Here is a 20,091-nt window from a genome sequence, read left to right as displayed (position 1 = left end):
TACCATCGGCGCATGACCTCACGACTCAAGATCGATTTCGTCTCCGACGTGGTGTGCCCCTGGTGCGCCGTCGGCCTCGGTGGCCTGGAGCAGGCGCTGCAGCGACTGCAGGGGGAGGTGGAGGCGGAGCTGCACTTCCAGCCGTTCCAGCTCAATCCGCAGATGCCGCCCGAGGGCGAGGACATCGTGGAGCACCTGCAGCGCAAGTACGGCGCCACCCCCGAGCAGCAGGCGGCCAACTGGCAGGGGATCCGCGAGCGCGCCGCGGCGGCGAGCTTCGAGTTCCGCGCCGAGGGCCGGGGCCGCACCTGGAACACCTTCGACGCGCACCGCCTGCTGCACTGGGCGGGCGAGCAGGGCGGCGATGCGCAGCACCGCCTGAAGCGGGCGTTGCTGGAGGCCTACTTCGGCCGCGCGGAGAACCCCGCCGCGCCCGAGGTGCTGCTGGCCGCGGCCCGCGCCGCGGGCCTGGACGAGGCCGGCGCGCGCGCGGTGGTGGAGAGCGACGCGCATGCGGCCGACGTGCGCCGGCAGCAGCAGTTCTACGCCCAGGCCGGCATCACCGCCGTGCCCTCGGTGATCGTGAACGACCAGTACCTGATCCAGGGCGGGCAGCCGGCGCAGGCCTACGAGCAGGCGCTGCGGCAGATCGCGGGGCAGGCAGCGGCCGGCTGAGGCGGGCAGGGCGGTGGCCGGCTGAGGCGGGCAGGGCGGTGGCTGGCTGAGGCGGGCAGGGCGGTGGCTGGAACCCTGGCCCCTGAGCGGGTCAGGCCGCAGCCAGGTACTTGGCCCACAACCCCTTGAGCAGCGCGTGGAGCTGCTCATGGCGGCCCTCCCCGATGACCTGTGCCTCGTGCGCCTCGAAGCGCTCGAAGAGGCGGTCCATCGTGTCGGGGCCCAGCATCTCCTCGGCCATCGGGAACAGCTCCTCGTTCTCCTTGCGGATGTGCGCCTGCAGCAGCTCGCGGTAGCCGCGCGCCGCCTCGGCGAAGCGTGCCGGGTCCAGCGCGGGCGCCAGGCTGGCCGCCATCCGGGCGATCCAGTCGCGCCCCTGCGCGTGTTCGTCGAGCAGCGCGCCGACGGGCCCGCCCTGCGCGGGAAGGCCCGCCCCCACCAGGGCGGGAAACAGGATGCCTTCCTCCTTGCCGTGGTGGCACTTGTCGGCGAACTCCTGCAGGAAGCCCAGGAAGGAGGCCAGGTCGGCGGTGTCGAGCGGCTGGCCGGCGGCGGCACGCTGTTCGAAGCGCTCCAGGATTCGCAGGGCGGCCAGGATGGCCTCGTGTTCATGGCGCAGGTCGTCGATGGCGCGGCTCATGGGACGCCTCCTTCTCGGGGGTTGATGGGGGTCTGCGATCCCTGCGGGCGGCGGGTCGTGGATCCACGGCCGCTCGCCCTGCCAGGGGGAAGTCGACGGGTGCAGGGCGGGACGGATGGAGCCATTCAACCCACCTGGAGATGGCGCAGCCTCAAGGCATTGGCGATGACGCTGACCGACGACAGCGCCATCGCCGCCGCCGCCACCACCGGCGACAGCAGCAGCCCGAAGGAGGGGTACAGCAGCCCTGCGGCCAGCGGAATGCCGGCCACGTTGTAGGCGAAGGACAGGAACAGGTTCTGCCGGATGTTGCGCATCGTGGCCCGTGAAAGGCGGCGCGCGCGCACGATCCCCAGCAGGTCGCCATGGAGCAGGGTCACCCCCGCGCTCTCCATCGCGACGTCGGTGCCCGTGCCCATGGCGATGCCGACCTCGGCGGCGGCCAGCGCCGGCGCGTCGTTGACGCCGTCGCCGGCCATGGCCACCACGCGGCCCTCGCCGCGCAGGCGCTGCACGATGCGGGCCTTGTCCTCGGGGAAGACCTCCGCCACCACCTCGTCGATGCCCAGCTCGCGGCCCACCGCCTCGGCCGTGGTCCTGCCGTCGCCGGTGAGCATGACGATGCGCACCCCGGCGTCGCGCAGGCCCTGCAGGGCCGCCGGGGTGGTGGCCTTGACCGGGTCGGCAATGGCGACGAAGCCGGCGAGCCGGCCGTCCAGGGCCACGAAGACCACGGTGGCGGCCCGGGCGCGCTGCGCCTCCGCGGCCGGCTGCAGCGGCGCGGCGTCCACCCCGCGCTCGGCGAGGAACCGGGCGCCGCCGCACAGGACGGCCACGCCTTCCACCGTGCCGAGCACGCCCTTGCCCAAGGGGGAGTCGAAGGCCTGCGCGTCCGGGAGCGCCAGCCGGCGCGCCTGCGCCTCCTGGACCACGGCCAGGGCCAGCGGGTGCTCGCTGGCGCGCTCGACGCTGGCCAGCTTGCGAAGCAGGTCCTCGGCGGCGAAGCCGGCCGCCGCCTCGATGTGGACGACCCTGGGCCGCCCCTCGGTGAGGGTGCCGGTCTTGTCCACCACCAGCGTGTCCACCTTCTCCAGGCGCTCCAGGGCCTCGGCGTCGCGAACCAGCACGCCGTGCTGCGCGCCCCGGCCCACGCCGACCATGATGGACATGGGCGTGGCCAGCCCCAGCGCGCAGGGGCAGGCGATGATCAGCACCGCCACCGACGTGACGAGGGCATGCGACAGCGCGGGCGCCGGCCCCGCCACCAGCCAGGCCGCGAAGGTCACGAGGGCCACCCCGATCACCGCGGGCACGAACCAGGCCGAGACCTGGTCGGCCATGCGCTGGATCGGCGCCCGGCTTCGCTGCGCCGCCGCCACCATGTGCACGATCTGCGAGAGCAGGGTGTCCGCGCCGACCTTCTCGGCGCGCATGACGAAGCCCCCGGTCTGGTTCATCGTTCCGGCGGTGACCTTGGCGCCTGGCGCCTTGGCCACCGGCATCGGCTCGCCGGTCACCATGGACTCGTCCACCGTGCCCCTGCCCTCGGTGACTTCGCCGTCCACCGGCACCTTCTCGCCCGGGCGCACGCGCAGCAGGTCGCCCACCTGCAGCGTCTCGATGGCCACGGTCTGGTCCGGGCCGCCGGACGCCACGCGCACCGCCGTCCGGGGCGCCAGGGCCAGCAGCGCCTGGATGGCGCCCGAGGTCTTCTCGCGCGCCCGCAGCTCCAGCACCTGCCCCAGCAGCACCAGCACCGTGATGACGGCGGCCGCCTCGAAGTACACGGCCACCGCGCCCCCGGGCCCGCGCAGCGGCGGGGGAAACAGGCCGGGGGCGAGGGTGCCGGCCATGCTGTAGGCCCAGGCGGCGCCGCTGCCCAGGGCGATCAGCGTGAACATGTTCAGGCTGCGGTGGACCAGCGAGGCCCGGGCGCGCTCGAAGAAGGGCCAGCCGGCCCAGAGGACGACGGGTGTTGCCAGGAGCATCTGGACCCAGCTGGCGGCCTGCGCCGGCACCCGGTGGCCGATGTCGAACAGGTGGCCTCCCATCTCCAGGGCGAACACCGGCAGCGTGAGCGTCAGGCCGATCCGCAAACGCCGCGTCATGTCCCGCAGCTCGGCGCTCTCGCCGGCCCCGCCCGTGGCGATCACAGGCTCCAGGGCCATCCCGCAGATCGGGCAGGACCCCGGCTCCGCCTGGCGCACCTGCGGATGCATCGGGCAGGTGAACACGCCTGGCCTCCCGCCCGGCCTACCTGCGCGGCATGGCGGCCTCGCGGTCGACCATCATCTGCATCATCTGCTCCATCATGGCCATGCGTCGCTCCATCTGCTGGTGCATCGCAATCATCCCGGACATGCCGGGCATTCCAGGGGCGCCGGGACCGGCGCCGGACGCCGGCGGCTGGGGCCGCATCATCCCCATGCCGCCCTGGCCGGCCGTGGTGCCGGGGCCGCCCATGCCGCGCATCTGGCCCATCATGGCCATGCCTGACTGCATCAGCTTCATGTGCTCGTCCATCAAGGCCGCGCGCTCGGCCGGGGTCCTGGCCGACTGCATGCGCTGGCGCATGTCCTGCATGGCCTTCATCTGCTGGTCGAAGGCGTCCGGCGTGGCCGGGGCCCGCGCCGTCGGCGCGGCGGCCGCCGGGGCGCTGCCGGGCGGATGGTGGGCCGAGTGATCTTCCTCGGCCTTGGGCGCCTGGGCGACGGCGCAGCCGGCGACCGCGAGGGTGGCCAGGGTGGAAGCAACGATCCGCAGGCGCATGGTGCTCTCCTTGTGAAGGCTCCCTCGCAGCATCCGACGGTTGGGGCCGGTGCATCTTGACCTGCATCAACGGCGGTCGCGGGCCGCTGCTTGCAGGTCCGACCCTGGATTTGCAAACGATTACCCGGCCGCATCGGCCGCATCGGCCGCATCAGCCGCATCAGCCGCATCAGCCGCATCAGCCGCATCAGCCGCATCAGCCGCATCGGCCGCCGGCCCCTGCCGCCAGGCGGCCCGCAGCTTCCAGGGCGCGCGGCGGCACGCGGCCGAACCCGCTTGATCCGGATCAATCCGGTGCGTGTTTCGCCCGCGGATGTCGCCATGCGGCCGCCAGCCCGCACTACGCTGCGCGGTGCGATCCGCCCGCGGCTGTCGGCCCGGCGCCCGTTCAATCCCACCAGGAGCCCCCATGGCAGGCATGATGAAAGCAGCCGTCTTCGTCGAGAAAGGCCGCATCGAAATCGTCGACAAGCGCATCCCCGACGTAGGCCCGAACGACGCGCTCGTGCGCATCACCACGACCACCATCTGCGGCACCGACGTCCACATCCTCAAGGGCGAGTACCCGGTGGCCAAGGGCCTGACCGTCGGCCACGAGCCGGTGGGCGTGATCGAGAAACTCGGCAGCGCCGTGCAGGGCTACACCGAGGGCCAGCGCGTGATCGCCGGGGCCATCTGCCCCAACTTCAACTCCTACGCCGCGCAGGACGGCGCGCCCTCGCAGGACGGCAGCTACCTGGTGCCCCAGGGCCTGTGCGGCTGCCACGGCTTCAAGGCCACGGCGGGCTGGCGCTTCGGCAACCTGATCGACGGCACGCAGGCCGAGTACGTGCTGGTGCCCGACGCGCAGGCCAACCTCGCACCGATCCCCGACGGGCTGACCGACGAACAGGTGCTGATGTGCCCGGACATCATGTCCACCGGCTTCAAGGGCGCAGAGAACGCCGGTATCCGCATCGGCGACACGGTGGTGGTGTTCGCGCAGGGCCCCATCGGCCTGTGCGCCACCGCCGGCGCCCGCCTGCTGGGCGCCTCCACCATCATCGCGGTGGACGGCAACGACCACCGGCTGGACATCGCGAAGCGGCTCGGCGCCGACCTGACGCTCAACTTCCGCCACTGCGACGTGGTCGACGAGGTCATGAAGGCCACCGGCGGGCGCGGCGCCGACGCCTCGATCGAGGCGCTGGGCCTGCAGTCCACCTTCGAGTCGGCGCTGCGCGTGCTCAAGCCGGGCGGCACGCTGTCCAGCCTGGGCGTGTACGCCAGCGACCTGACGATCCCGCTGTCGGCCTTCGCCGCCGGCCTGGGCGACCACCGCATCGTCACCGCCCTGTGCCCCGGCGGGAAGGAGCGCATGCGCCGCCTGATGAACGTGCTGGCCTCGGGCCGCGTGGACCTGGGCCTGATGGTGACCCACCACTACGAGCTCCAGGACATCGTGGCCGCCTACGACCTGTTCGCCAACCAGCGCGATGGCGTGCTCAAGGTGGCCATCAAGCCCTGACTCAGAGCCCGAACCTGGCCCCCGCGCCCAGCAGGGTGGCCACGCCCAGGGCGGCGAAGACCGCCGCCGCGATCGAGTGCACCAGCTTCATCGGGATCCGGTTGGCCAGCTTGTCGCCGACGAACACCGCGGGCACATCGGCGATCAGCATGCCCAGCGTGGTCCCGATGACCACCATCAGCGGCGCCGCGTAATGGGCGGCCATGGCCACGGTGGCGATCTGGGTCTTGTCGCCCATCTCGGCCAGGAAGAAGGTGATCAGGGTGGCGCCGAAGACGCCGAAGCGCTGGGCGACCCGGGTCTCGTCCTCCTCGATCTCGTCCGGGATCATCGTCCAGACCGCCATGCCGATGAAGGAGGCGCCCAGCACCCAGCGAAGCACTTCCGGGCTGATCGCCGAGGTGATCCAGGCCCCGAGCGCGCCGGCCAGGCCGTGGTTGACGACGGTGGCCGCGAGGATGCCGAGGATGATGGGCAGGGGCTTCTTGAAGCGGGCGGCCAGGATGAAGGCCAGCAGCTGCGTCTTGTCGCCGATTTCCGCGAGGGCGACGACGCCGGTCGAGACCAGGAGGGATTCCATGATGAATGCAAGGCCGGTTCAAGGACGATTGACCACGACGCATCCCCGGCCAGAAAACGGAGGCATCGTGGTCAAAGGTCTTGCCAGGCACGGGAACCGCTTGCGCCATGTCCTGCGGGACAAGTGTGTTGACGCAAGCCTCTTTCGCGGGGAAAGAGCGGCTACTCCCCAATGACGGGCGGATTCTAGCAGCCGCGTCTCACTCGTACGCCGACATCGGCACGCAGCTGCAGAACAGGTTGCGGTCGCCGTAGACGTTGTCCACCCGGCCCACCGGCGGCCAGTACTTGGCGTGGCGGCGGTCGCCCAGGATGGCGGCGCCGGCCTCGCGCGGGTAGGCATGCCGCCACTCGCCCTGGAGGAGGGCGGCGGCCGTGTGCGGGGCGTGCTTGAGCGGGTTGTCGTCCTGCGGCCACTCGCCGCGCTCGACGCGGCGGATCTCCTCGCGGATCGCGATCATCGCGTCGATGAAGCGGTCGATCTCCTCGAGCGTCTCGCTCTCGGTGGGCTCCACCATCAGCGTGCCGGCCACCGGGAAGCTCAGGGTGGGCGCGTGGAAGCCGTAGTCGATCAGGCGCTTGGCGACGTCCTCGGCGGTTACGCCGGAGGTCTCCTTCAGCGGGCGCAGGTCCAGGATGCACTCGTGCGCCACATGGCCGTTCTCGCTGGCGTACAGGGTGGGGTAGTGGTCCGCCAGCCGCTGGCTGATGTAGTTGGCCGAGAGGATGGCCGCCTCGGTCGCCTGGCGCAGGCCCTCGGCGCCCATCATGCGCACGTACATCCACGAGATCGGCAGCACCGCCGCATTGCCCAGGGGGGCGGCCGAGACCGCGCCCACCGGCCGCTCGCCCAGGCCGCCGGCGGCATGCCCCGGCAGGAAGGGGACCAGGTCCTCCACCACGCACACCGGGCCGACGCCCGGGCCGCCGCCGCCGTGCGGGATGCAGAAGGTCTTGTGCAGGTTCAGGTGGCTCACGTCGCCGCCGAACTCGCCGGGCGCGGCCACGCCCACCAGGGCGTTCATGTTGGCGCCGTCCACGTAGACGCGGCCGCCGTGGCGGTGCACCAGGGCGCACAGCTCCTTGACCTGGGTCTCGAACACGCCGTGCGTGCTGGGGTAGGTGATCATCACCGCGGCCAGCTTGTCCGAGTGCTGCTCGCACTTGGCCTGCAGGTCGGCCAGGTCCACGTTGCCCATGGCGTCGCAGGCGGTCACCACCACCTGCATGCCCACCATCTGCGCGCTGGCCGGGTTGGTGCCGTGCGCGGAGGAGGGGATCAGGCAGACGGTGCGGTGGTGGTCGCCGCGGCTCTCGTGCCAGGCCTTGATCGCCAGCAGGCCGGCGTACTCGCCCTGCGAGCCGGCATTGGGCTGCAGGCTGATGCCGGCATAGCCGGTGGCCTGGCACAGCCAGGCGCGCAGCTGCTCGTCGAGCTCGGCGTAGCCCTCGAGCTGATCACGCGGCGCGAAGGGGTGCAGGTGGGCGAACTCCGGCCAGGTGATGGGGATCATCTCGCTGGTGGCGTTCAGCTTCATGGTGCACGAGCCCAGGGGGATCATGCTGCGGTCCAGGGCCAGGTCCTTGTCCGACAGCGCGCGGATGTAGCGCAGCATGCCGGTCTCGCTGTGGTGCGTGTTGAACACCGGGTGCGTGAGGTAGGCGCTGGTGCGGCGCAGCGACTCGGGGATCAGCGGCTCCACGCCCTTCTCGAAGGCCTCGAAGCCGGGCACGGCCTGGTCGCGGCCGGCGAAGGCGGACCACAGCAGGGTGAGGTCCTCGCGGGTGGTGGTCTCGTCCAGCGAGATCGACAGCGTGGTCGCGTCGACGTGGCGCAGGTTGGCGCCGGCGGCCAGGGCGCGCTCGGCGATGCGGCGCACCGCCTCCTCGCCGGCCTTCACGCACAGGGTGTCGAAGGCGGTGGCGTTCACGGCCTGGAAGCCCAGCTGCGCGAGGCCGCGCGCCAGGATGGCCGTGTAGGCCGCAACGCGCTGCGCGATGCGCCGCAGGCCCTGGGGGCCGTGGTAGACGGCGTACATGCTCGCCACCACCGCCGGCAGCACCTGCGCGGTGCAGATGTTGGAGGTGGCCTTCTCGCGGCGAATGTGCTGCTCGCGCGTCTGCAGCGCGAGGCGGTAGGCGGGGTTGCCGTGGCTGTCCACGCTCACGCCGACCAGGCGGCCGGGCAGCGAACGCTTGTACTCGTCGCGGCAGGCCATGTAGGCGGCGTGCGGGCCGCCGGCGCCCATGGGCATGCCCAGGCGCTGGGTCGTGCCGACCACGATGTCCGCGCCCCATTCGCCGGGCGGCACGATCAGCGCCAGGGCCAGCAGGTCGGCGGCGGCGATGAAGGCGCCGTGCTGGGCGTGGGTCTTGTCCGCGTCGGCGCGCAGGTCGTCGATCCGGCCGGTGGAGGCCGGGTACTGCGCGAGCGCGGCGAAGTGCTCGCCGGCCAGGGCCGCGGCCCATTCATCGGCGGTCGTCGTGACCAGCACCTCCAGGCCCAGGGGCTTGGCGCGGGTGCGCACCACCTCGATGGTCTGCGGGTGGCAGTCGCCCGAGACCACGAAGCGGTTGGACTTGCTCCTGACGCTGCGCTTGGCCAGCGTCATCGCCTCGGCGGCGGCGGTGGCCTCGTCCAGCATCGAGGCGTTGGCGATGGGCATGCCGGTCAGGTCGCAGACCATCGTCTGGAAATTGACCAGCGCCTCCATGCGGCCCTGGCTGATCTCGGCCTGGTAGGGCGTGTAGGCGGTGTACCAGGCCGGGTTCTCCAGGATGTTGCGCAGGATCACCGGCGGCGTGAGCGTGCCGTAGTAGCCCTGGCCGATGAAGCTGCGCATCACCTTGTTGCGCGAGGCGATGGCCTTGAGCTCGGCGAGCGCGGCGGCCTCGGTCACCGCCGGGGGCAGCTTCATCTCGGTGCTGCGCGCGATCGAGCGCGGCACGATGCCTTCGATCAGGGCGCGGCGCGAGGCTTCGCCCACGACCGAGAGCATGTGGCGCTCGTCGGCCTCGGAGATGCCGATGTGGCGCGGGATGAATTCGCTGGGGTTCTCGAGTTCGCCCAGCGGGCGGGCGGCTTGCATCAGCATCGCGGCGGGTCCGTCAGAGGTGTTGGGGAGGAAGGGTCAGGCGCCGTTCTTGGCGAAGGCGTCGTAGGCGGTCTCGTCCATGAGGGCGTCGACCTCGGCGGGATTGGCCAGCTTGACCTTGAAGAACCAGCCGGCGGCCAGCGGGTCGCTGTTGGCGAGCGACGGGTCGGCGCGCAGGGCCTCGTTGACCTCGGTGATCTCGCCGTCCAGGGGCATGTACACGTCGGCCGCGGCCTTGACGGACTCGACGACGCCGGCGACCTCGCCCTTGGCATAGCTGCGGCCGACCTCGGGCAGGTCGACGAACACCACGTCGCCCAGCGCATCCTGCGCGTGCACGGTGATGCCCACCGTGGCGGGGCCGTCGCCCTCGGCGCGGATCCATTCGTGGTCGGGGGTGAACTTCAGGGTCATGGTTTTTCTCCGGTTGTTGTCTCGTTGAGGGGCGTTGCGGCGGTTCAGCCGCGGAAATAGCGGGGCGGCACGAAGGGTAGGGGCGCGACCTCCATCGGCACGGCCTTGCCGCGCACGATGGCGTCGACGCGGGTGCCGTGGGCTGCCAGCGCGGCGTCCACGTAGGCCATGGCGACCGGCTTGTCCACGCTGGGGGCCAGCAGGCCGCTGGTGACCTCGCCGACGCGTCGGCCCTGCGCGTCGCGCAGTTCGGTGTGCTCGCGCACCGGCACCCGCTCCAGGGCCACCAGGCCGACGCGCCGGCGCGCCGGGGGGGCGGTGCCATCGAGCTGGGCCAGCACCCGGGCGGCGCCGGGGAAGCCGCCCGCGCGCGCGCCGCCGCTGCGGCGCACCTTCTGGATGGCCCAGGCCAGGCCGGCCTCGACCGGGGTGGTGGTGGTGTCGATGTCGTTGCCGTACAGGCACAGGCCCGCCTCCAGGCGCAGCGAGTTGCGCGCGCCCAGGCCGATCGGCATGACGCCGGGCTGCGCCAGCAGCGCGCGGGCCAGGGCCTCGGCCTTGCCGGCCTCGACGGAGATCTCGAAGCCGTCCTCGCCGGTGTAGCCGCTGCGGGTGATGAACAGCTCGGTGCCATCCCACAGGAAGGCGGCGCCGGTCATGAAGACCAGCTTCTCGACCCCGGGCACCAGGCCGGACAGGGCTGCGGCGGCCTGCGGCCCCTGCAGCGCCAGCAGGCCCCGCTCGGGCAGGGGCACGACCTCGCAGCGCGAGCCGATGCGGGCCTGGATGTGGGCGATGTCGCCGGCCTTGCAGGCGCCGTTGACGACGACGAACAGGTCGCCGCCGCGGTTGACGAACATCAGGTCGTCGATGATGGTGCCCTCGTCGGTGAGCAGCAGGCCGTAGCGCTGTCGGCCCACCGCGAGATCGACCACGTCCACCGGCATCAGCGTCTCGAAGGCGGCCGCGGCGTCGGGGCCGACCAGCCGCAGCTGGCCCATGTGCGAGACGTCGAACAGGCCGGCGGCCGCGCGGGTGTGCTGGTGTTCGGCCATGAGGCCGGCCGGGTACTGCACCGGCATCGCGTAGCCCGCGAAGGGGACCATGCGCGCGCCCAGTTCGAGGTGCAGCGCGTGCAGCGGCGTGTGCTGCAGGGAGGGCTCAGGGGTGGCGTTCGGGGCGGACATCCGGGTCTCCGGGAAAGGGCTGCGGGCCATGGTACGACCATGTGGTACGACCATGGGGGAGCCCTGCTGTCCGCTTTACCTGAGAGATTCACCCCGCGCGGGGGCTTGCTCCTTCGGTGGGTACCGCGAAAGTACCTCTCTCCAGCAAGGAAACGCGGCGCGAGCGCCGCGCGTTGCCAGTCCTGGGTGCCTGAGCGTTCGGCGATGAGCCTGCGCCTTCGGCGGCCTGCTCGGGGGCAGGCGCTCTCCTGACAACCCGGCGATTGTAGCCGCCAGGCGGGCGCCGTTTACATGTTGGCGTAGTTGGGGCCGCCGCCGCCCTCGGGCACCACCCACACGATGTTCTGCGTCGGGTCCTTGATGTCGCAGGTCTTGCAGTGCACGCAGTTCTGCGCGTTGATCTGCAGGCGGTCGGCGCCGGTGCTGTCGTCCTTGACGAACTCGTACACGCCGGCCGGGCAGTAGCGCGCCTCGGGGCCGGCGAACTTCGCCAGGTTCACGTTCACGGGCACCGAGGCGTCCTTGAGCGTGAGGTGGGCCGGCTGGTCCTCGGCATGGTTGGTGTTCGAGATGAACACCGACGAGAGCCGGTCGAAGGTGAGCTTGCCGTCGGCCTTGGGGTACTCGATGCGCGGGCACTGGTCGGCCGGCTTGAGGTACACGTGGTCGGGCTTTTCGCGGTGCAGGGTCCAGGGGATGTGCCCGCGCAGCACGAACTGCTCGATGCCGGTCATGACGGTGGCCAGGGGCAGGCCCTTCTTGAACCACTGCTTGAAGTTGCGCGCCTTGTTCAACTCGGCGTACAGCCAGGACTGCTCGAAGGCCTCGGGGTAGGCGGTGAGCTCGTCGCCCTGGCGGCCGGCGCCCAGGGCCTCGAAGGCGGCCTCGGCGCACAGCATGCCGCTCTTGATGGCGGCATGGCTGCCCTTGATGCGCGACGCGTTGAGGTAGCCGGCGTCGCAGCCCACCAGCGCGCCGCCGGGGAACACCTGCTTCGGCAGGGACAGCAGGCCGCCCACCGTCAGCGCGCGGGCGCCATAGGCCAGGCGCTTGGCCGGCTTGCCGCCCTCGGGCGTGTCGAAGTACCAGCGGATGTTGGGGTGCGTCTTGAACCGCTGGAACTCCTCGTAGGGCGAGAGCCAGGGGTTGGCGTAGTCCAGGCCGACCACGTAGCCCACGGCCACCTGGTTGTCCTCCATGTGGTACAGGAAGGAACCGCCGTAGGTGTTGTTGTCCAGGGGCCAGCCGGCGCTGTGCAGGGCCAGGCCCGGCTTGTGGCGGGCCGGGTCGATCTCCCAGACCTCCTTGATGCCGATGCTGTAGCTTTGCGGGTCGCGGCCCTCGTCGAGCCTGTACTTCGCGATCAGCTGCTTGCCCAGGTGGCCGCGCGCGCCCTCGGCGAACACGGTGTACTTGGCGTGCAGCTCCATGCCGAGCTGGAAGTTCTCGGTGGGCTCGCCGTCCTTGCCGATGCCCATGTTGGCGGTGGCCACGCCCTTGACCGAGCCGTCCTCGCGGTAAAGCACCTCGCCGGCGGGGAAGCCGGGGAAGATCTCCACGCCCAGCGCCTCGGCCTGCTGCGCCATCCAGCGCGTGAGGTTGGCCAGGCTGATGATGTAGTTGCCTTCGTTGTGGAAGTTCTTCGGCAGCAGCGCGTTGGGCGTGCGGGTGGCGCCCTGCTCGGTGAGGAAAAGGAAGATGTCCTCGGTGACGGGCTGGTTCAGCGGCGCGCCCAGGGCCTGCCAGTCGGGGAACAGCTCGCTGATCGCGCGCGGGTCCATGATGGCGCCGGACAGGATGTGCGCGCCGGGCTCGGAACCCTTCTCGAGCACCACCACCGACACCTCCTTGCCGCTTTCGGCAGCCAGCTGCTTCAGGCGGATCGCGGTGGCCAGGCCCGCGGGGCCGGCGCCGACGACGACCACGTCGTACTCCATCGCTTCGCGGGGTCCGTATTGCGACAGGATCTCTTCTTGCGTCATGTTGTCTCGCTGATAATGGTTCCAGTCCGTCTTGAGCCGCTGCCCCGAGGGGTACCGGCGCACCGCGAACGATTCTATTGCCTGCCGCGGGACGCTCCGGCGCACCCTGGCGCCCCGAGGAGACGACATGAGCTACACCATCGACCTGTCCGGCCGCGTTGCAATGGTCACCGGCGCATCCAGCGGCCTGGGCGCGCAGTTCGCGCGCACCCTGGCGCGGGCCGGCGCCGCCGTCGTGCTCGCGGCCCGCCGCGTGGAGAACCTCAAGGACCTGCGCGCGCAGATCGAGGGCGAGGGCGGCGACGCCCACATCACGCCCATGGACGTGACCGACCTCGACAGCATCCGCGCCGCCGTGGCCCATGCCGAGACCGAGGTCGGCTCCATCGACATCCTGGTGAACAACGCCGGCGTGGGCACGACCCAGCGCCTGCAGGACGTCTCGGAGGAAGACTTCGATTTCGTCTTCGACACCAACGTGCGCGGCGCCTTCTTCGTCGCGCAGGAAGTCGCCAAGCGCATGCTGGCGCGCGCGCGCGGCGCGGCCCCCGGCACCTTCACCGGCGGGCGCATCATCAATGTCTCCTCGATGGCCGGCCTGCGCCCGCTGCCGCAGATCGGCGTGTACGCCATGGCCAAGGCGGCGGTGGTCCACATGACCAAGTCGATGGCGCTGGAGTGGGGCCGCTTCGAGATCAACGTGAACGCGATCTGCCCCGGCTACATCGACACCGAGATCAACCACCACCACTGGCAGACCGAGCAGGGCCGCAAGCTGGTGGACATGCTCCCGCGCAAGCGCATCGGCCATCCCGAGGACCTCGACGCGCTGCTGGTGCTGCTCGCCAGCAGCGAGAGCCATTTCATCAACGGCTCCATCATCGCCGCCGATGATGGCTTCGCCCTCTAGGGTGTGTCATCGGATTCCCCGGGCCGCGCTCCTGCCTTGGCGGGATGGGGCGCAAGGCGCAAAACCCAGGGCAAGGCTGTACGCCTTGCCCGGTTTTGCAACGCAGCGCACCGCCCGCCAAGGCAGGAGCCCTTCGGGTTGGGGCGAAATCGGGCGTCTTGCACGCCTCGTCGCTTGCATGGGCATCAGCCCATGCCGCGCTCCGTCGGTGCGCAATCCATCCCGATTGCGCCCCAACGCGGGCCCGGGGAATTCGAGGACACACCCTAGTGCTCCGGGGCGTCCTGGCGGGCCTCGCGGCCGGGGCCCTGTGGGGCCTGGTGTTCGTCATGCCCCGCATGGTCGAGGGCTTTTCGGCGGTCGACCTGGCCAGCGGCCGCTTCGTGGCTTACGGCGCCTTCTCCGCGCTGGTGATGGCGCTGGCGCGCCGCCCGCTGCCCACCCTGCGCCAGGCGCTGGGCGCCCTGGGCCTGAGCCTGCTGGGCTTCACCGGCTACTACACGCTGCTGGTGTTCGCGGTGCGCGACGCGGGCGCCGAGGTGCCCGCGCTGATCATCGGCACCATCCCGGTGTGGGTGATGTTCCTCGGCAAGCCGGGACACCTGCGCTGGATGGCGCTGCTGCCGGGCCTGCTGCTCACGGCGGCCGGCCTGGCGCTGATGATGTCCGCGCCGCAGGCGCAGGAGCCGGGCTCGGCCGTCCACTGGTGGCGCGGCGTGGCGCTGGCCGTGGTCTCCCTGGCGAGCTGGACGGCCTTCGCGCTGCTCAATGCCGCCTGGCTGCGCCGGCACCGCGAGGTGGCCGCCACCGACTGGGCCAACTGGCTGGGGGTGGCCACCGGCCTGGGCGCCCTCGCGCTGTGGCTTCTGGCGGGCTCGTCGCCGGCCGAGATGCTGGCCCAGCCCCAGGCCGGGCGCTACCTGTTCCTGAGCCTGGCCACCGGCCTGGGCTCGGCCTGGCTGGCCACGATCCTGTGGAACGTGGCCAGCCAGCGGCTGTCCGCCAGCCTGTGCGGGCAGCTGATCGTCAGCGAGACGCTGTTCGCGCTGCTCTACGCCTTCGCGTGGGAGGGCCGCTGGCCCGACCCCGCACAATCCGTCGCCTGCGTGCTGTTCACGCTGGGCATCCTTTCCTCCGTCAAGGCCCACCGATGAAGATCGAGATTCCCGAGAAGAAGAAACTGGTGTTCGAGATGACGTTCCCCGTGCGCTGGGGCGACATGGACGCCATGGGGCACGTGAACAACACGGTCTACTTCCGCTACCTGGAGATGGCGCGGGTGGACTGGATGCAGTCGCTGGGCGGCCCGCCCACGCCCACCGGCCAGGGCCCGGTGATCGTCAACGCCTTCTGCAACTTCTACAAGCAGCTGGAGTACCCCGACGTGGTGCTGCTTCGCATGTACGCCAGCGACCCCGGCCGCACCAGCTTCGAGACCTGGGCGACCATGGCCCGCGCCAGCGAGCCCGACGTGATCTGCGCCGCCGGCGGCGCCACCACGGTGTGGGTCGATTTCCCCAGGCAGAAGTCGGCGCCGCTGCCCGACTGGCTGCGGCCCCACCTCGAGTAAGGCCCGGCCCTACCCTACTTCTGCCGCGGCACCCGCCCGAGCAGGTAGAACTCGGGATTGGGCGCCATGCCCGTGACGTTGGCCATGCGGTTGGACAGGCCGAAGAACGCGGTGATGGCGGCGATGTCCCAGGCGTCCTCGTCGTCGAAGCCATGGGCCTTCAGGGCCTCGAAGTCGGCGTCCTCGACCTCGTGCGAGCGCAGGCAGACCTTCATCGCGAAATCCAGCATCGCGCGCTGGCGCGGCGTGATGTCGGCCTTGCGGTGGTTCACCGCCACCTGGTCGGCCACCAGGGGCTTCTTCTCGTAGATGCGCAGGATCGCGCCGTGCGCCACCACGCAGTACAGGCAGTGGTTGGCGGCGCTGGTCGCGGTGACGATCATCTCGCGGTCGCCCTTGGTGAGGCTGCCGCCCTCCTTGAGCATCAGCGCGTCGTGGTAGTCGAAGAAGGCCCGCCACTCGGCCGGCCGGCGCGCCAGCGCCAGGAACACGTTGGGCACGAAGCCGCTCTTTTCCTGCACCTCCAGGATGCGCGCGCGCATGTCCTCGGGCAGGCCGGCGAGTTCGGCCAGGGGGTAACGATTGCTCACAGTTGTCTCCTTGTATCGCTTCGGGGCCAAGCGTAGCGTGCCTCGGCCATTGATGAGTCTTGCGCGTGGCCCGGCAGAAAAGCTATCGCTGCGATTCATGCAATTGGCTTTGTCCATTTTGCAGCGGCAAACACACTTCGCACCGAACCCCCGACCCCACGACCAGGAGAAGATCGAATGAGCATCCAGCGCCTGACCACCGCCTCCGGCATCCCGGTGGCCGACAACCAGAACTCGATCACGGCCGGTCCGCGCGGGCCCATCCTGCTGCAGGATTTCCACCTGCTCGAGAAGCTCCAGCACTTCAACCGCGAGCGCATCCCCGAGCGGGTGGTGCATGCCAAGGGCTCCGGCGCCTACGGCACCTTCACCGTCACGCACGACATCACGAAGTACACCCGGGCGGCGCTGTTCAGCGCGATCGGCAAGAAGACCGAGACCTTCGTGCGCTTTTCCACCGTCGGCGGCGAGCGGGGCAGCGCCGACACCGAGCGCGACCCGCGCGGCTTCGCGATCCGCTTCTACACCGAGGAGGGCAACTGGGACCTGGCGGGCAACAACACGCCGATGTTCTTCATCAAGGACCCGATCAAGTTCCCCGACTTCGTGCACACGCAGAAGCGCGACCCGCAGACGAACCTGAAGTCGCCCACGATGATGTGGGACTTCTGGAGCCGCGCGCCTGAGTCGCTGCACCAGGTGACCATGCTGTTCTCCGACCGCGGCACGCCCGACGGCTACCGCCACATGGACGGCTTCGGCAGCCACACCTTCAGCCTGATCAACGCCGCCGGCGAGCGGGTGTGGGTGAAGTGGCACTTCAAGACCCTGCAGGGCATCCGCAACCTGTCCGCCGCCGACGCGGTGCGCCTGGCCGGCGAGGACCCGGACTATGCGCAGCGTGACCTGTTCGATGCGATCGCCCGCGGCGACTTTCCGCGCTGGAACGTGTTCATCCAGGTGATGACCGAGGACCAGCGCATCGCCTGGGAGGCCCGCACCGGCTGGGACGCCTTCGACCTCACCAAGGTCTGGCCGCATGGCGACTTCCCGCGCCTGCCGGTGGGCGTGCTGGAGCTCGATCGCAACCCCGAGAACTACCACGCCGAGGTGGAGCAGGCCGCGTTCTCGCCGGCCCATGTGGTGCCGGGCCTGGGCTACTCCCCGGACCGCATGCTGCAGGGGCGCCTGTTCGCCTACCACGACGCCCAGTTGTACCGGGTGGGGACCAACCACCAGCACCTGCCGGTGAATCGCCCGCGCTGCCCCTTCCACAACCAGCAGCGCGATGGTGCGATGGCGATCCACAACGGCGGCGCCGCGCCGAACTACAACAGCGTGCAGGCCGGCGGCGTGGACACCCGCGGCTTCGGCCACGGCGACCCGGGCTGGGTGCTGGACGGCGTGGCCGGGCGCAGCGATCCCCGCGCCACCAGCGACGACTTCACCCAGGCCGGCAACCTGTTCCGCCTGATGTCCCCGGACGAACAGGACCGGCTCACCACGAACATCGCCCACGCGATGGCCCCGGTGGCCGCGGAGATCCAGGAGCGCCAGGTGGCCCACTTCACCCGCGCCGACGCGCGCTACGGCGCCGAGGTGGCGCGCAAGCTCGCGGCGCAGCGGGCCTGACGCTGCGGGGATTCAAGTTCCTGGCGGTCGCTGCCGAAAAGCGGGGGGACACCCCCGTCCTACCCGGTGACTTCCATGAACCTGATCCGATCCCTGCGCATCGGCCCGCGCCTGGCGGCCGGCTTCGCCCTCCTCGTGCTCCTGCTGGCGGTCATCGCGGCGGTGGGGGCTTCCCAGATCCTGGCCGTGCGCCAGGGCATGTCCACCCTGGTGCTCGATCGCTACGGCAAGGTCGAATTGATCAACGGCATCCAGAAGCAGTTCCTGATGCAGGGCGTGCGTATCCGCAACCTGGTGCTCGTGTCCGACGCCATGCAGGTCGAAACCGAGATCGCCGAGATGGAGGACACCGTCCGCTTCATCTCGGCCCGCATGGAGCAGCTGCGCACGGGCATCACCGACGAGACCGGGCGCGGCCTGCTGGCCGCCGCGGCCCAGGTGCGGGGCACCTTCCTCAAGGCCCGCGAGGAGATGGTCAGGCTGGCCCAGGCCGGCAAGGTCGCCGACGCGCGCAAGTTCCTGGTGGACGAGGCCATCCCCGCGCACCAGGCCTACTACGACGCCCTGGACAAGCTCAGCGCCTTCCTGGCCGCGCAGGCCAGCGACGCCCAGCGCGCGACCGACGCCCTGGTGATGCGGGCGCTGTGGGTCATCGGCATCCTGGCCGGCGTCGCGGTGCTGGTGGCGGCGGCGGTGGCGCTGGCGATCAGCCGCTCGATCAGCCGCCCCCTGGCCCAGGCCCTGGCGGTGGCCCGCACGGTCGCTGCCGGCGACCTGACCTCGCGCATCGTGGCCGACGGCCGTGACGAGCCCGGCCAGCTGCTCGCCGCGCTGCAGGCCATGAATGACAGCCTGGTGCGCCTGGTCGGCCAGGTGCGCACCAGTAGCAGCAACATCGCGACCGGCGCCAGCCAGATCGCCACCGGCAACGAGGACCTGAGCCAGCGCACCGAGCAGCAGGCCTCCAACCTGGAGGAGACGGCGGCCTCGATGGAGGAACTGACGTCCACGGTGAAGGCCAATGCCGAGACCGCCCGCGAGGCCAGCGAGCTGGCCAGCGCCGCCAGCGCGGTGGCGCAGCAGGGCGGGGCGGCGGTGGGCGAGGTGGTGCAGACCATGCAGGCCATCACCGCGTCGAGCCGCCGCATCGCGGACATCACCGGGCTCATCGACGGCATCGCCTTCCAGACCAACATCCTCGCGCTCAATGCGGCGGTGGAAGCCGCCCGGGCCGGCGAGCAGGGCCGCGGTTTCGCGGTGGTGGCCGGCGAGGTGCGCAGCCTGGCGCAGCGTTCCGCCGCGGCCGCCCAGGAGATCAAGGGCCTGATCGGCGACAGCGTGGCCAAGGTCGAGGCCGGCGGCGAGCAGGCCGACGCGGCGGGCCGCACCATGGCCGACATCGTGGCCCGCGTGCAGCGCGTGAGCGACCTGATCGGCCAGATCAGCACCGCCACGACCGAGCAGGGGCGCGGCATCTCCCAGGTCGGCGACGCGGTGACGCAGCTGGACCAGGTGACGCAGCAGAACGCCGCCCTGGTGGAGGAGAGCGCCGCCGCCGCCGAGAGCCTGAACCAGCAGGCGGTGCACCTGGTGGCGGCGGTCAGCGCCTTCCGCCTGGAGGCGGGCGCGGCGGCCCTCGTGGCCGCGGCTCCCCGCGCCGCCGCCGCGGCGCCGGCCAAGGGCGCCACCCAGGCGCCGGCCCACACGACGGGCCACACGACGGGCCACACGACGGGCCACACGACGGGCCACGCCCCGGCGCACGCGGCATCCCCAGCCCCGGCCCACGCGCCTGCCAAGGCCGCCCAGGCGGACCGCGAGCCGGCGATCGTCAGTCCCCTGTCCGGCAAGCCCTCGCCGGCTGCGGCGGACGGCTGGGACAGCTTCTGAGCGCTGCGCGTGCCGTCCTGGCGGGGGTTCAGACCCCCGCCATCAGCTTGTGCACCAGGTCCGCGGTCGTCCCGGACTTGTACTTGCGCATCAGGCGGGCCCTGTAGATCTCCACCGTGCGGTGGCTGATCGACAGGGCCTTGCCGATTTCCTTGGAGGTCATGCCATCGAGCAGGCGCGCGGCCACCTCGCGCTCGCGCGGCGTGAGCTCGGCGCGCACCGGCCGCTGCGCGCTCAGGTCCTCGAACGACCAGATGCCCGCCTCGTGCGGGTGCTCCCGATTGAGGGCGCGGCCGGTCACATGGCACCAGAACATCTCGCCGCTGGCGCGCTTCATGATGCGGTCGTCGGCGTAGTAGCCGCGGGCATTGAGGATGGGGGCGATGCGCGCGCCCAGTCGCTCGTATTCGTCGGCGCTGGGATACAGCACCTGGAAGGTCTGCCCGATCAGGACCTCGCGCGCCGCGCCGAACATCTCGCACAGGTGCTGGTTGCAGTCGACGATGCGGCGCTCCCGCGAGAGGCACAGGCCCACCGGGGCGAGGTCGAAGGCGGTGCGGTAGTCGATGGTGTCCATGCGGGTGGCTCTTTACGGGATACTACGTAACGTGCTACGTAGTATCGTAGCGCCATGCCGGGGCTGTCCATGCC

General features: G+C 71.0%; 17 protein-coding genes and 3 riboswitches. Of the genes, 7 read left to right on the top strand and 10 right to left on the bottom strand.

Going from position 1 to position 20,091, the window contains the following annotated elements; translation table 11 throughout:
• The first annotated feature begins 12 nt into the window (after positions 1-12).
• The gene (locus tag ACT80S_RS01715) at positions 13-675 is read left to right on the top strand and encodes a DsbA family oxidoreductase (RefSeq protein WP_377411815.1); all 663 of its coding nucleotides are present in this window, start codon (positions 13-15) and stop codon (positions 673-675) included.
• A 91-nt stretch (positions 676-766) separates the two neighbouring features.
• Here ACT80S_RS01715 and ACT80S_RS01710 read toward each other — a convergent pair whose 3' ends face one another.
• From ACT80S_RS01710 to ACT80S_RS01700, 3 genes are all read right to left on the bottom strand, one after another.
• Positions 767-1,315, bottom strand: a complete 549-nt coding sequence (locus ACT80S_RS01710; protein WP_377411813.1) for a hemerythrin domain-containing protein — start codon at positions 1,313-1,315, stop codon at positions 767-769.
• 125 nt (positions 1,316-1,440) lie between these two features.
• Entirely contained in the window at positions 1,441-3,534 is a 2,094-nt protein-coding gene (locus ACT80S_RS01705; protein ID WP_377412614.1) for a copper-transporting P-type ATPase, read from the bottom strand.
• Positions 3,535-3,568: 34 nt separating this feature from the next.
• On the bottom strand, positions 3,569-4,084 hold the full coding sequence (locus ACT80S_RS01700) for a hypothetical protein (protein WP_377411811.1): 516 nt from the start codon (positions 4,082-4,084) through the stop codon (positions 3,569-3,571).
• Positions 4,085-4,493: 409 nt separating this feature from the next.
• Here ACT80S_RS01700 and ACT80S_RS01695 point away from each other — a divergent pair, with 409 nt between their 5' ends.
• Positions 4,494-5,591, top strand: coding sequence for an NAD(P)-dependent alcohol dehydrogenase (locus ACT80S_RS01695; protein ID WP_377411809.1), 1,098 nt, complete (start codon positions 4,494-4,496; stop codon positions 5,589-5,591).
• A 1-nt stretch (position 5,592) separates the two neighbouring features.
• Here ACT80S_RS01695 and ACT80S_RS01690 read toward each other — a convergent pair whose 3' ends face one another.
• The 5 genes from ACT80S_RS01690 to ACT80S_RS01670 form a co-directional block, all read right to left on the bottom strand.
• A complete protein-coding gene (locus tag ACT80S_RS01690; protein WP_377411807.1) occupies positions 5,593-6,171 on the bottom strand; it encodes a TMEM165/GDT1 family protein in 579 nt (192 codons plus the stop codon).
• A gap of 7 nt (positions 6,172-6,178) precedes the next feature.
• Positions 6,179-6,353: riboswitch (yybP-ykoY riboswitch) on the bottom strand.
• A 17-nt stretch (positions 6,354-6,370) separates the two neighbouring features.
• On the bottom strand, positions 6,371-9,265 hold the full coding sequence (gene gcvP, locus ACT80S_RS01685) for an aminomethyl-transferring glycine dehydrogenase (RefSeq protein WP_377411805.1): 2,895 nt from the start codon (positions 9,263-9,265) through the stop codon (positions 6,371-6,373).
• Positions 9,266-9,301: 36 nt separating this feature from the next.
• Positions 9,302-9,679 (bottom strand): glycine cleavage system protein GcvH, encoded by a 378-nt coding sequence (gene gcvH, locus ACT80S_RS01680; RefSeq protein WP_377411803.1) that lies wholly within the window; start codon positions 9,677-9,679, stop codon positions 9,302-9,304.
• Between the two features lie 44 nt (positions 9,680-9,723).
• Positions 9,724-10,866, bottom strand: a complete 1,143-nt coding sequence (gene gcvT / locus ACT80S_RS01675) for a glycine cleavage system aminomethyltransferase GcvT (RefSeq protein ID WP_377411801.1) — start codon at positions 10,864-10,866, stop codon at positions 9,724-9,726.
• A gap of 56 nt (positions 10,867-10,922) precedes the next feature.
• Positions 10,923-11,021: riboswitch (glycine riboswitch) on the bottom strand.
• 12 nt (positions 11,022-11,033) lie between these two features.
• Positions 11,034-11,127, bottom strand: a riboswitch (glycine riboswitch).
• A gap of 26 nt (positions 11,128-11,153) precedes the next feature.
• Positions 11,154-12,848 (bottom strand): electron transfer flavoprotein-ubiquinone oxidoreductase, encoded by a 1,695-nt coding sequence (locus ACT80S_RS01670; protein ID WP_377411800.1) that lies wholly within the window; start codon positions 12,846-12,848, stop codon positions 11,154-11,156.
• 127 nt (positions 12,849-12,975) lie between these two features.
• Here ACT80S_RS01670 and ACT80S_RS01665 point away from each other — a divergent pair, with 127 nt between their 5' ends.
• From ACT80S_RS01665 to ACT80S_RS01655, 3 genes are all read left to right on the top strand, one after another.
• Positions 12,976-13,758, top strand: a complete 783-nt coding sequence (locus ACT80S_RS01665) for an SDR family oxidoreductase (RefSeq protein WP_377411798.1) — start codon at positions 12,976-12,978, stop codon at positions 13,756-13,758.
• Between the two features lie 269 nt (positions 13,759-14,027).
• The gene (locus ACT80S_RS01660) at positions 14,028-14,912 is read left to right on the top strand and encodes a DMT family transporter (RefSeq protein ID WP_377411796.1); all 885 of its coding nucleotides are present in this window, start codon (positions 14,028-14,030) and stop codon (positions 14,910-14,912) included.
• Positions 14,909-15,328 (top strand): acyl-CoA thioesterase, encoded by a 420-nt coding sequence (locus tag ACT80S_RS01655; RefSeq protein ID WP_377411794.1) that lies wholly within the window; start codon positions 14,909-14,911, stop codon positions 15,326-15,328. Before ACT80S_RS01660 ends, ACT80S_RS01655 begins: the two co-directional genes overlap by 4 nt.
• Before the next feature lie 14 nt (positions 15,329-15,342).
• Here the strand turns inward: ACT80S_RS01655 and ACT80S_RS01650 are convergent, their stop codons facing one another.
• Positions 15,343-15,918, bottom strand: coding sequence for a peroxidase-related enzyme (locus ACT80S_RS01650; RefSeq protein WP_377411792.1), 576 nt, complete (start codon positions 15,916-15,918; stop codon positions 15,343-15,345).
• Between the two features lie 177 nt (positions 15,919-16,095).
• Between ACT80S_RS01650 and ACT80S_RS01645 the strand changes: the two genes are divergently transcribed.
• Entirely contained in the window at positions 16,096-17,550 is a 1,455-nt protein-coding gene (locus ACT80S_RS01645) for a catalase (RefSeq protein ID WP_377411790.1), read from the top strand.
• A 75-nt stretch (positions 17,551-17,625) separates the two neighbouring features.
• Positions 17,626-19,440, top strand: a complete 1,815-nt coding sequence (locus ACT80S_RS01640; protein WP_377411788.1) for a methyl-accepting chemotaxis protein — start codon at positions 17,626-17,628, stop codon at positions 19,438-19,440.
• 28 nt (positions 19,441-19,468) lie between these two features.
• On the opposite strand, the gene ACT80S_RS01635 is transcribed toward ACT80S_RS01640, so the two are convergent.
• Positions 19,469-20,017 (bottom strand): LuxR C-terminal-related transcriptional regulator, encoded by a 549-nt coding sequence (locus ACT80S_RS01635; protein WP_377411786.1) that lies wholly within the window; start codon positions 20,015-20,017, stop codon positions 19,469-19,471.
• Positions 20,018-20,091: the final 74 nt, after the last annotated feature.

The sequence above is a fragment of the Ramlibacter sp. MAHUQ-53 genome, assembly GCF_052600055.1.
The sequence above is the reverse complement of the archived record's forward strand: the minus strand, read 5'-3'. Positions and strand labels throughout refer to the sequence as shown.

Excerpts from the sequence above, each read along its gene's own strand:
- ACT80S_RS01715 (WP_377411815.1), top strand. The coding sequence starts at position 13 with ATGACCTCACGACTCAAGATCGATTTCGTCTCCGACGTGGTGTGCCCC.
- ACT80S_RS01710 (WP_377411813.1), bottom strand. The coding sequence starts at position 1,315 with ATGAGCCGCGCCATCGACGACCTGCGCCATGAACACGAGGCCATCCTG.
- ACT80S_RS01705 (WP_377412614.1), bottom strand. The coding sequence starts at position 3,534 with ATGCATCCGCAGGTGCGCCAGGCGGAGCCGGGGTCCTGCCCGATCTGC.
- ACT80S_RS01700 (WP_377411811.1), bottom strand. The coding sequence starts at position 4,084 with ATGCGCCTGCGGATCGTTGCTTCCACCCTGGCCACCCTCGCGGTCGCC.
- ACT80S_RS01695 (WP_377411809.1), top strand. The coding sequence starts at position 4,494 with ATGGCAGGCATGATGAAAGCAGCCGTCTTCGTCGAGAAAGGCCGCATC.
- ACT80S_RS01690 (WP_377411807.1), bottom strand. The coding sequence starts at position 6,171 with ATGGAATCCCTCCTGGTCTCGACCGGCGTCGTCGCCCTCGCGGAAATC.
- gcvP (WP_377411805.1), bottom strand. The coding sequence starts at position 9,265 with ATGCTGATGCAAGCCGCCCGCCCGCTGGGCGAACTCGAGAACCCCAGC.
- gcvH (WP_377411803.1), bottom strand. The coding sequence starts at position 9,679 with ATGACCCTGAAGTTCACCCCCGACCACGAATGGATCCGCGCCGAGGGC.
- gcvT (WP_377411801.1), bottom strand. The coding sequence starts at position 10,866 with ATGTCCGCCCCGAACGCCACCCCTGAGCCCTCCCTGCAGCACACGCCG.
- ACT80S_RS01670 (WP_377411800.1), bottom strand. The coding sequence starts at position 12,848 with ATGACGCAAGAAGAGATCCTGTCGCAATACGGACCCCGCGAAGCGATG.
- ACT80S_RS01665 (WP_377411798.1), top strand. The coding sequence starts at position 12,976 with ATGAGCTACACCATCGACCTGTCCGGCCGCGTTGCAATGGTCACCGGC.
- ACT80S_RS01655 (WP_377411794.1), top strand. The coding sequence starts at position 14,909 with ATGAAGATCGAGATTCCCGAGAAGAAGAAACTGGTGTTCGAGATGACG.
- ACT80S_RS01645 (WP_377411790.1), top strand. The coding sequence starts at position 16,096 with ATGAGCATCCAGCGCCTGACCACCGCCTCCGGCATCCCGGTGGCCGAC.
- ACT80S_RS01640 (WP_377411788.1), top strand. The coding sequence starts at position 17,626 with ATGAACCTGATCCGATCCCTGCGCATCGGCCCGCGCCTGGCGGCCGGC.
- ACT80S_RS01635 (WP_377411786.1), bottom strand. The coding sequence starts at position 20,017 with ATGGACACCATCGACTACCGCACCGCCTTCGACCTCGCCCCGGTGGGC.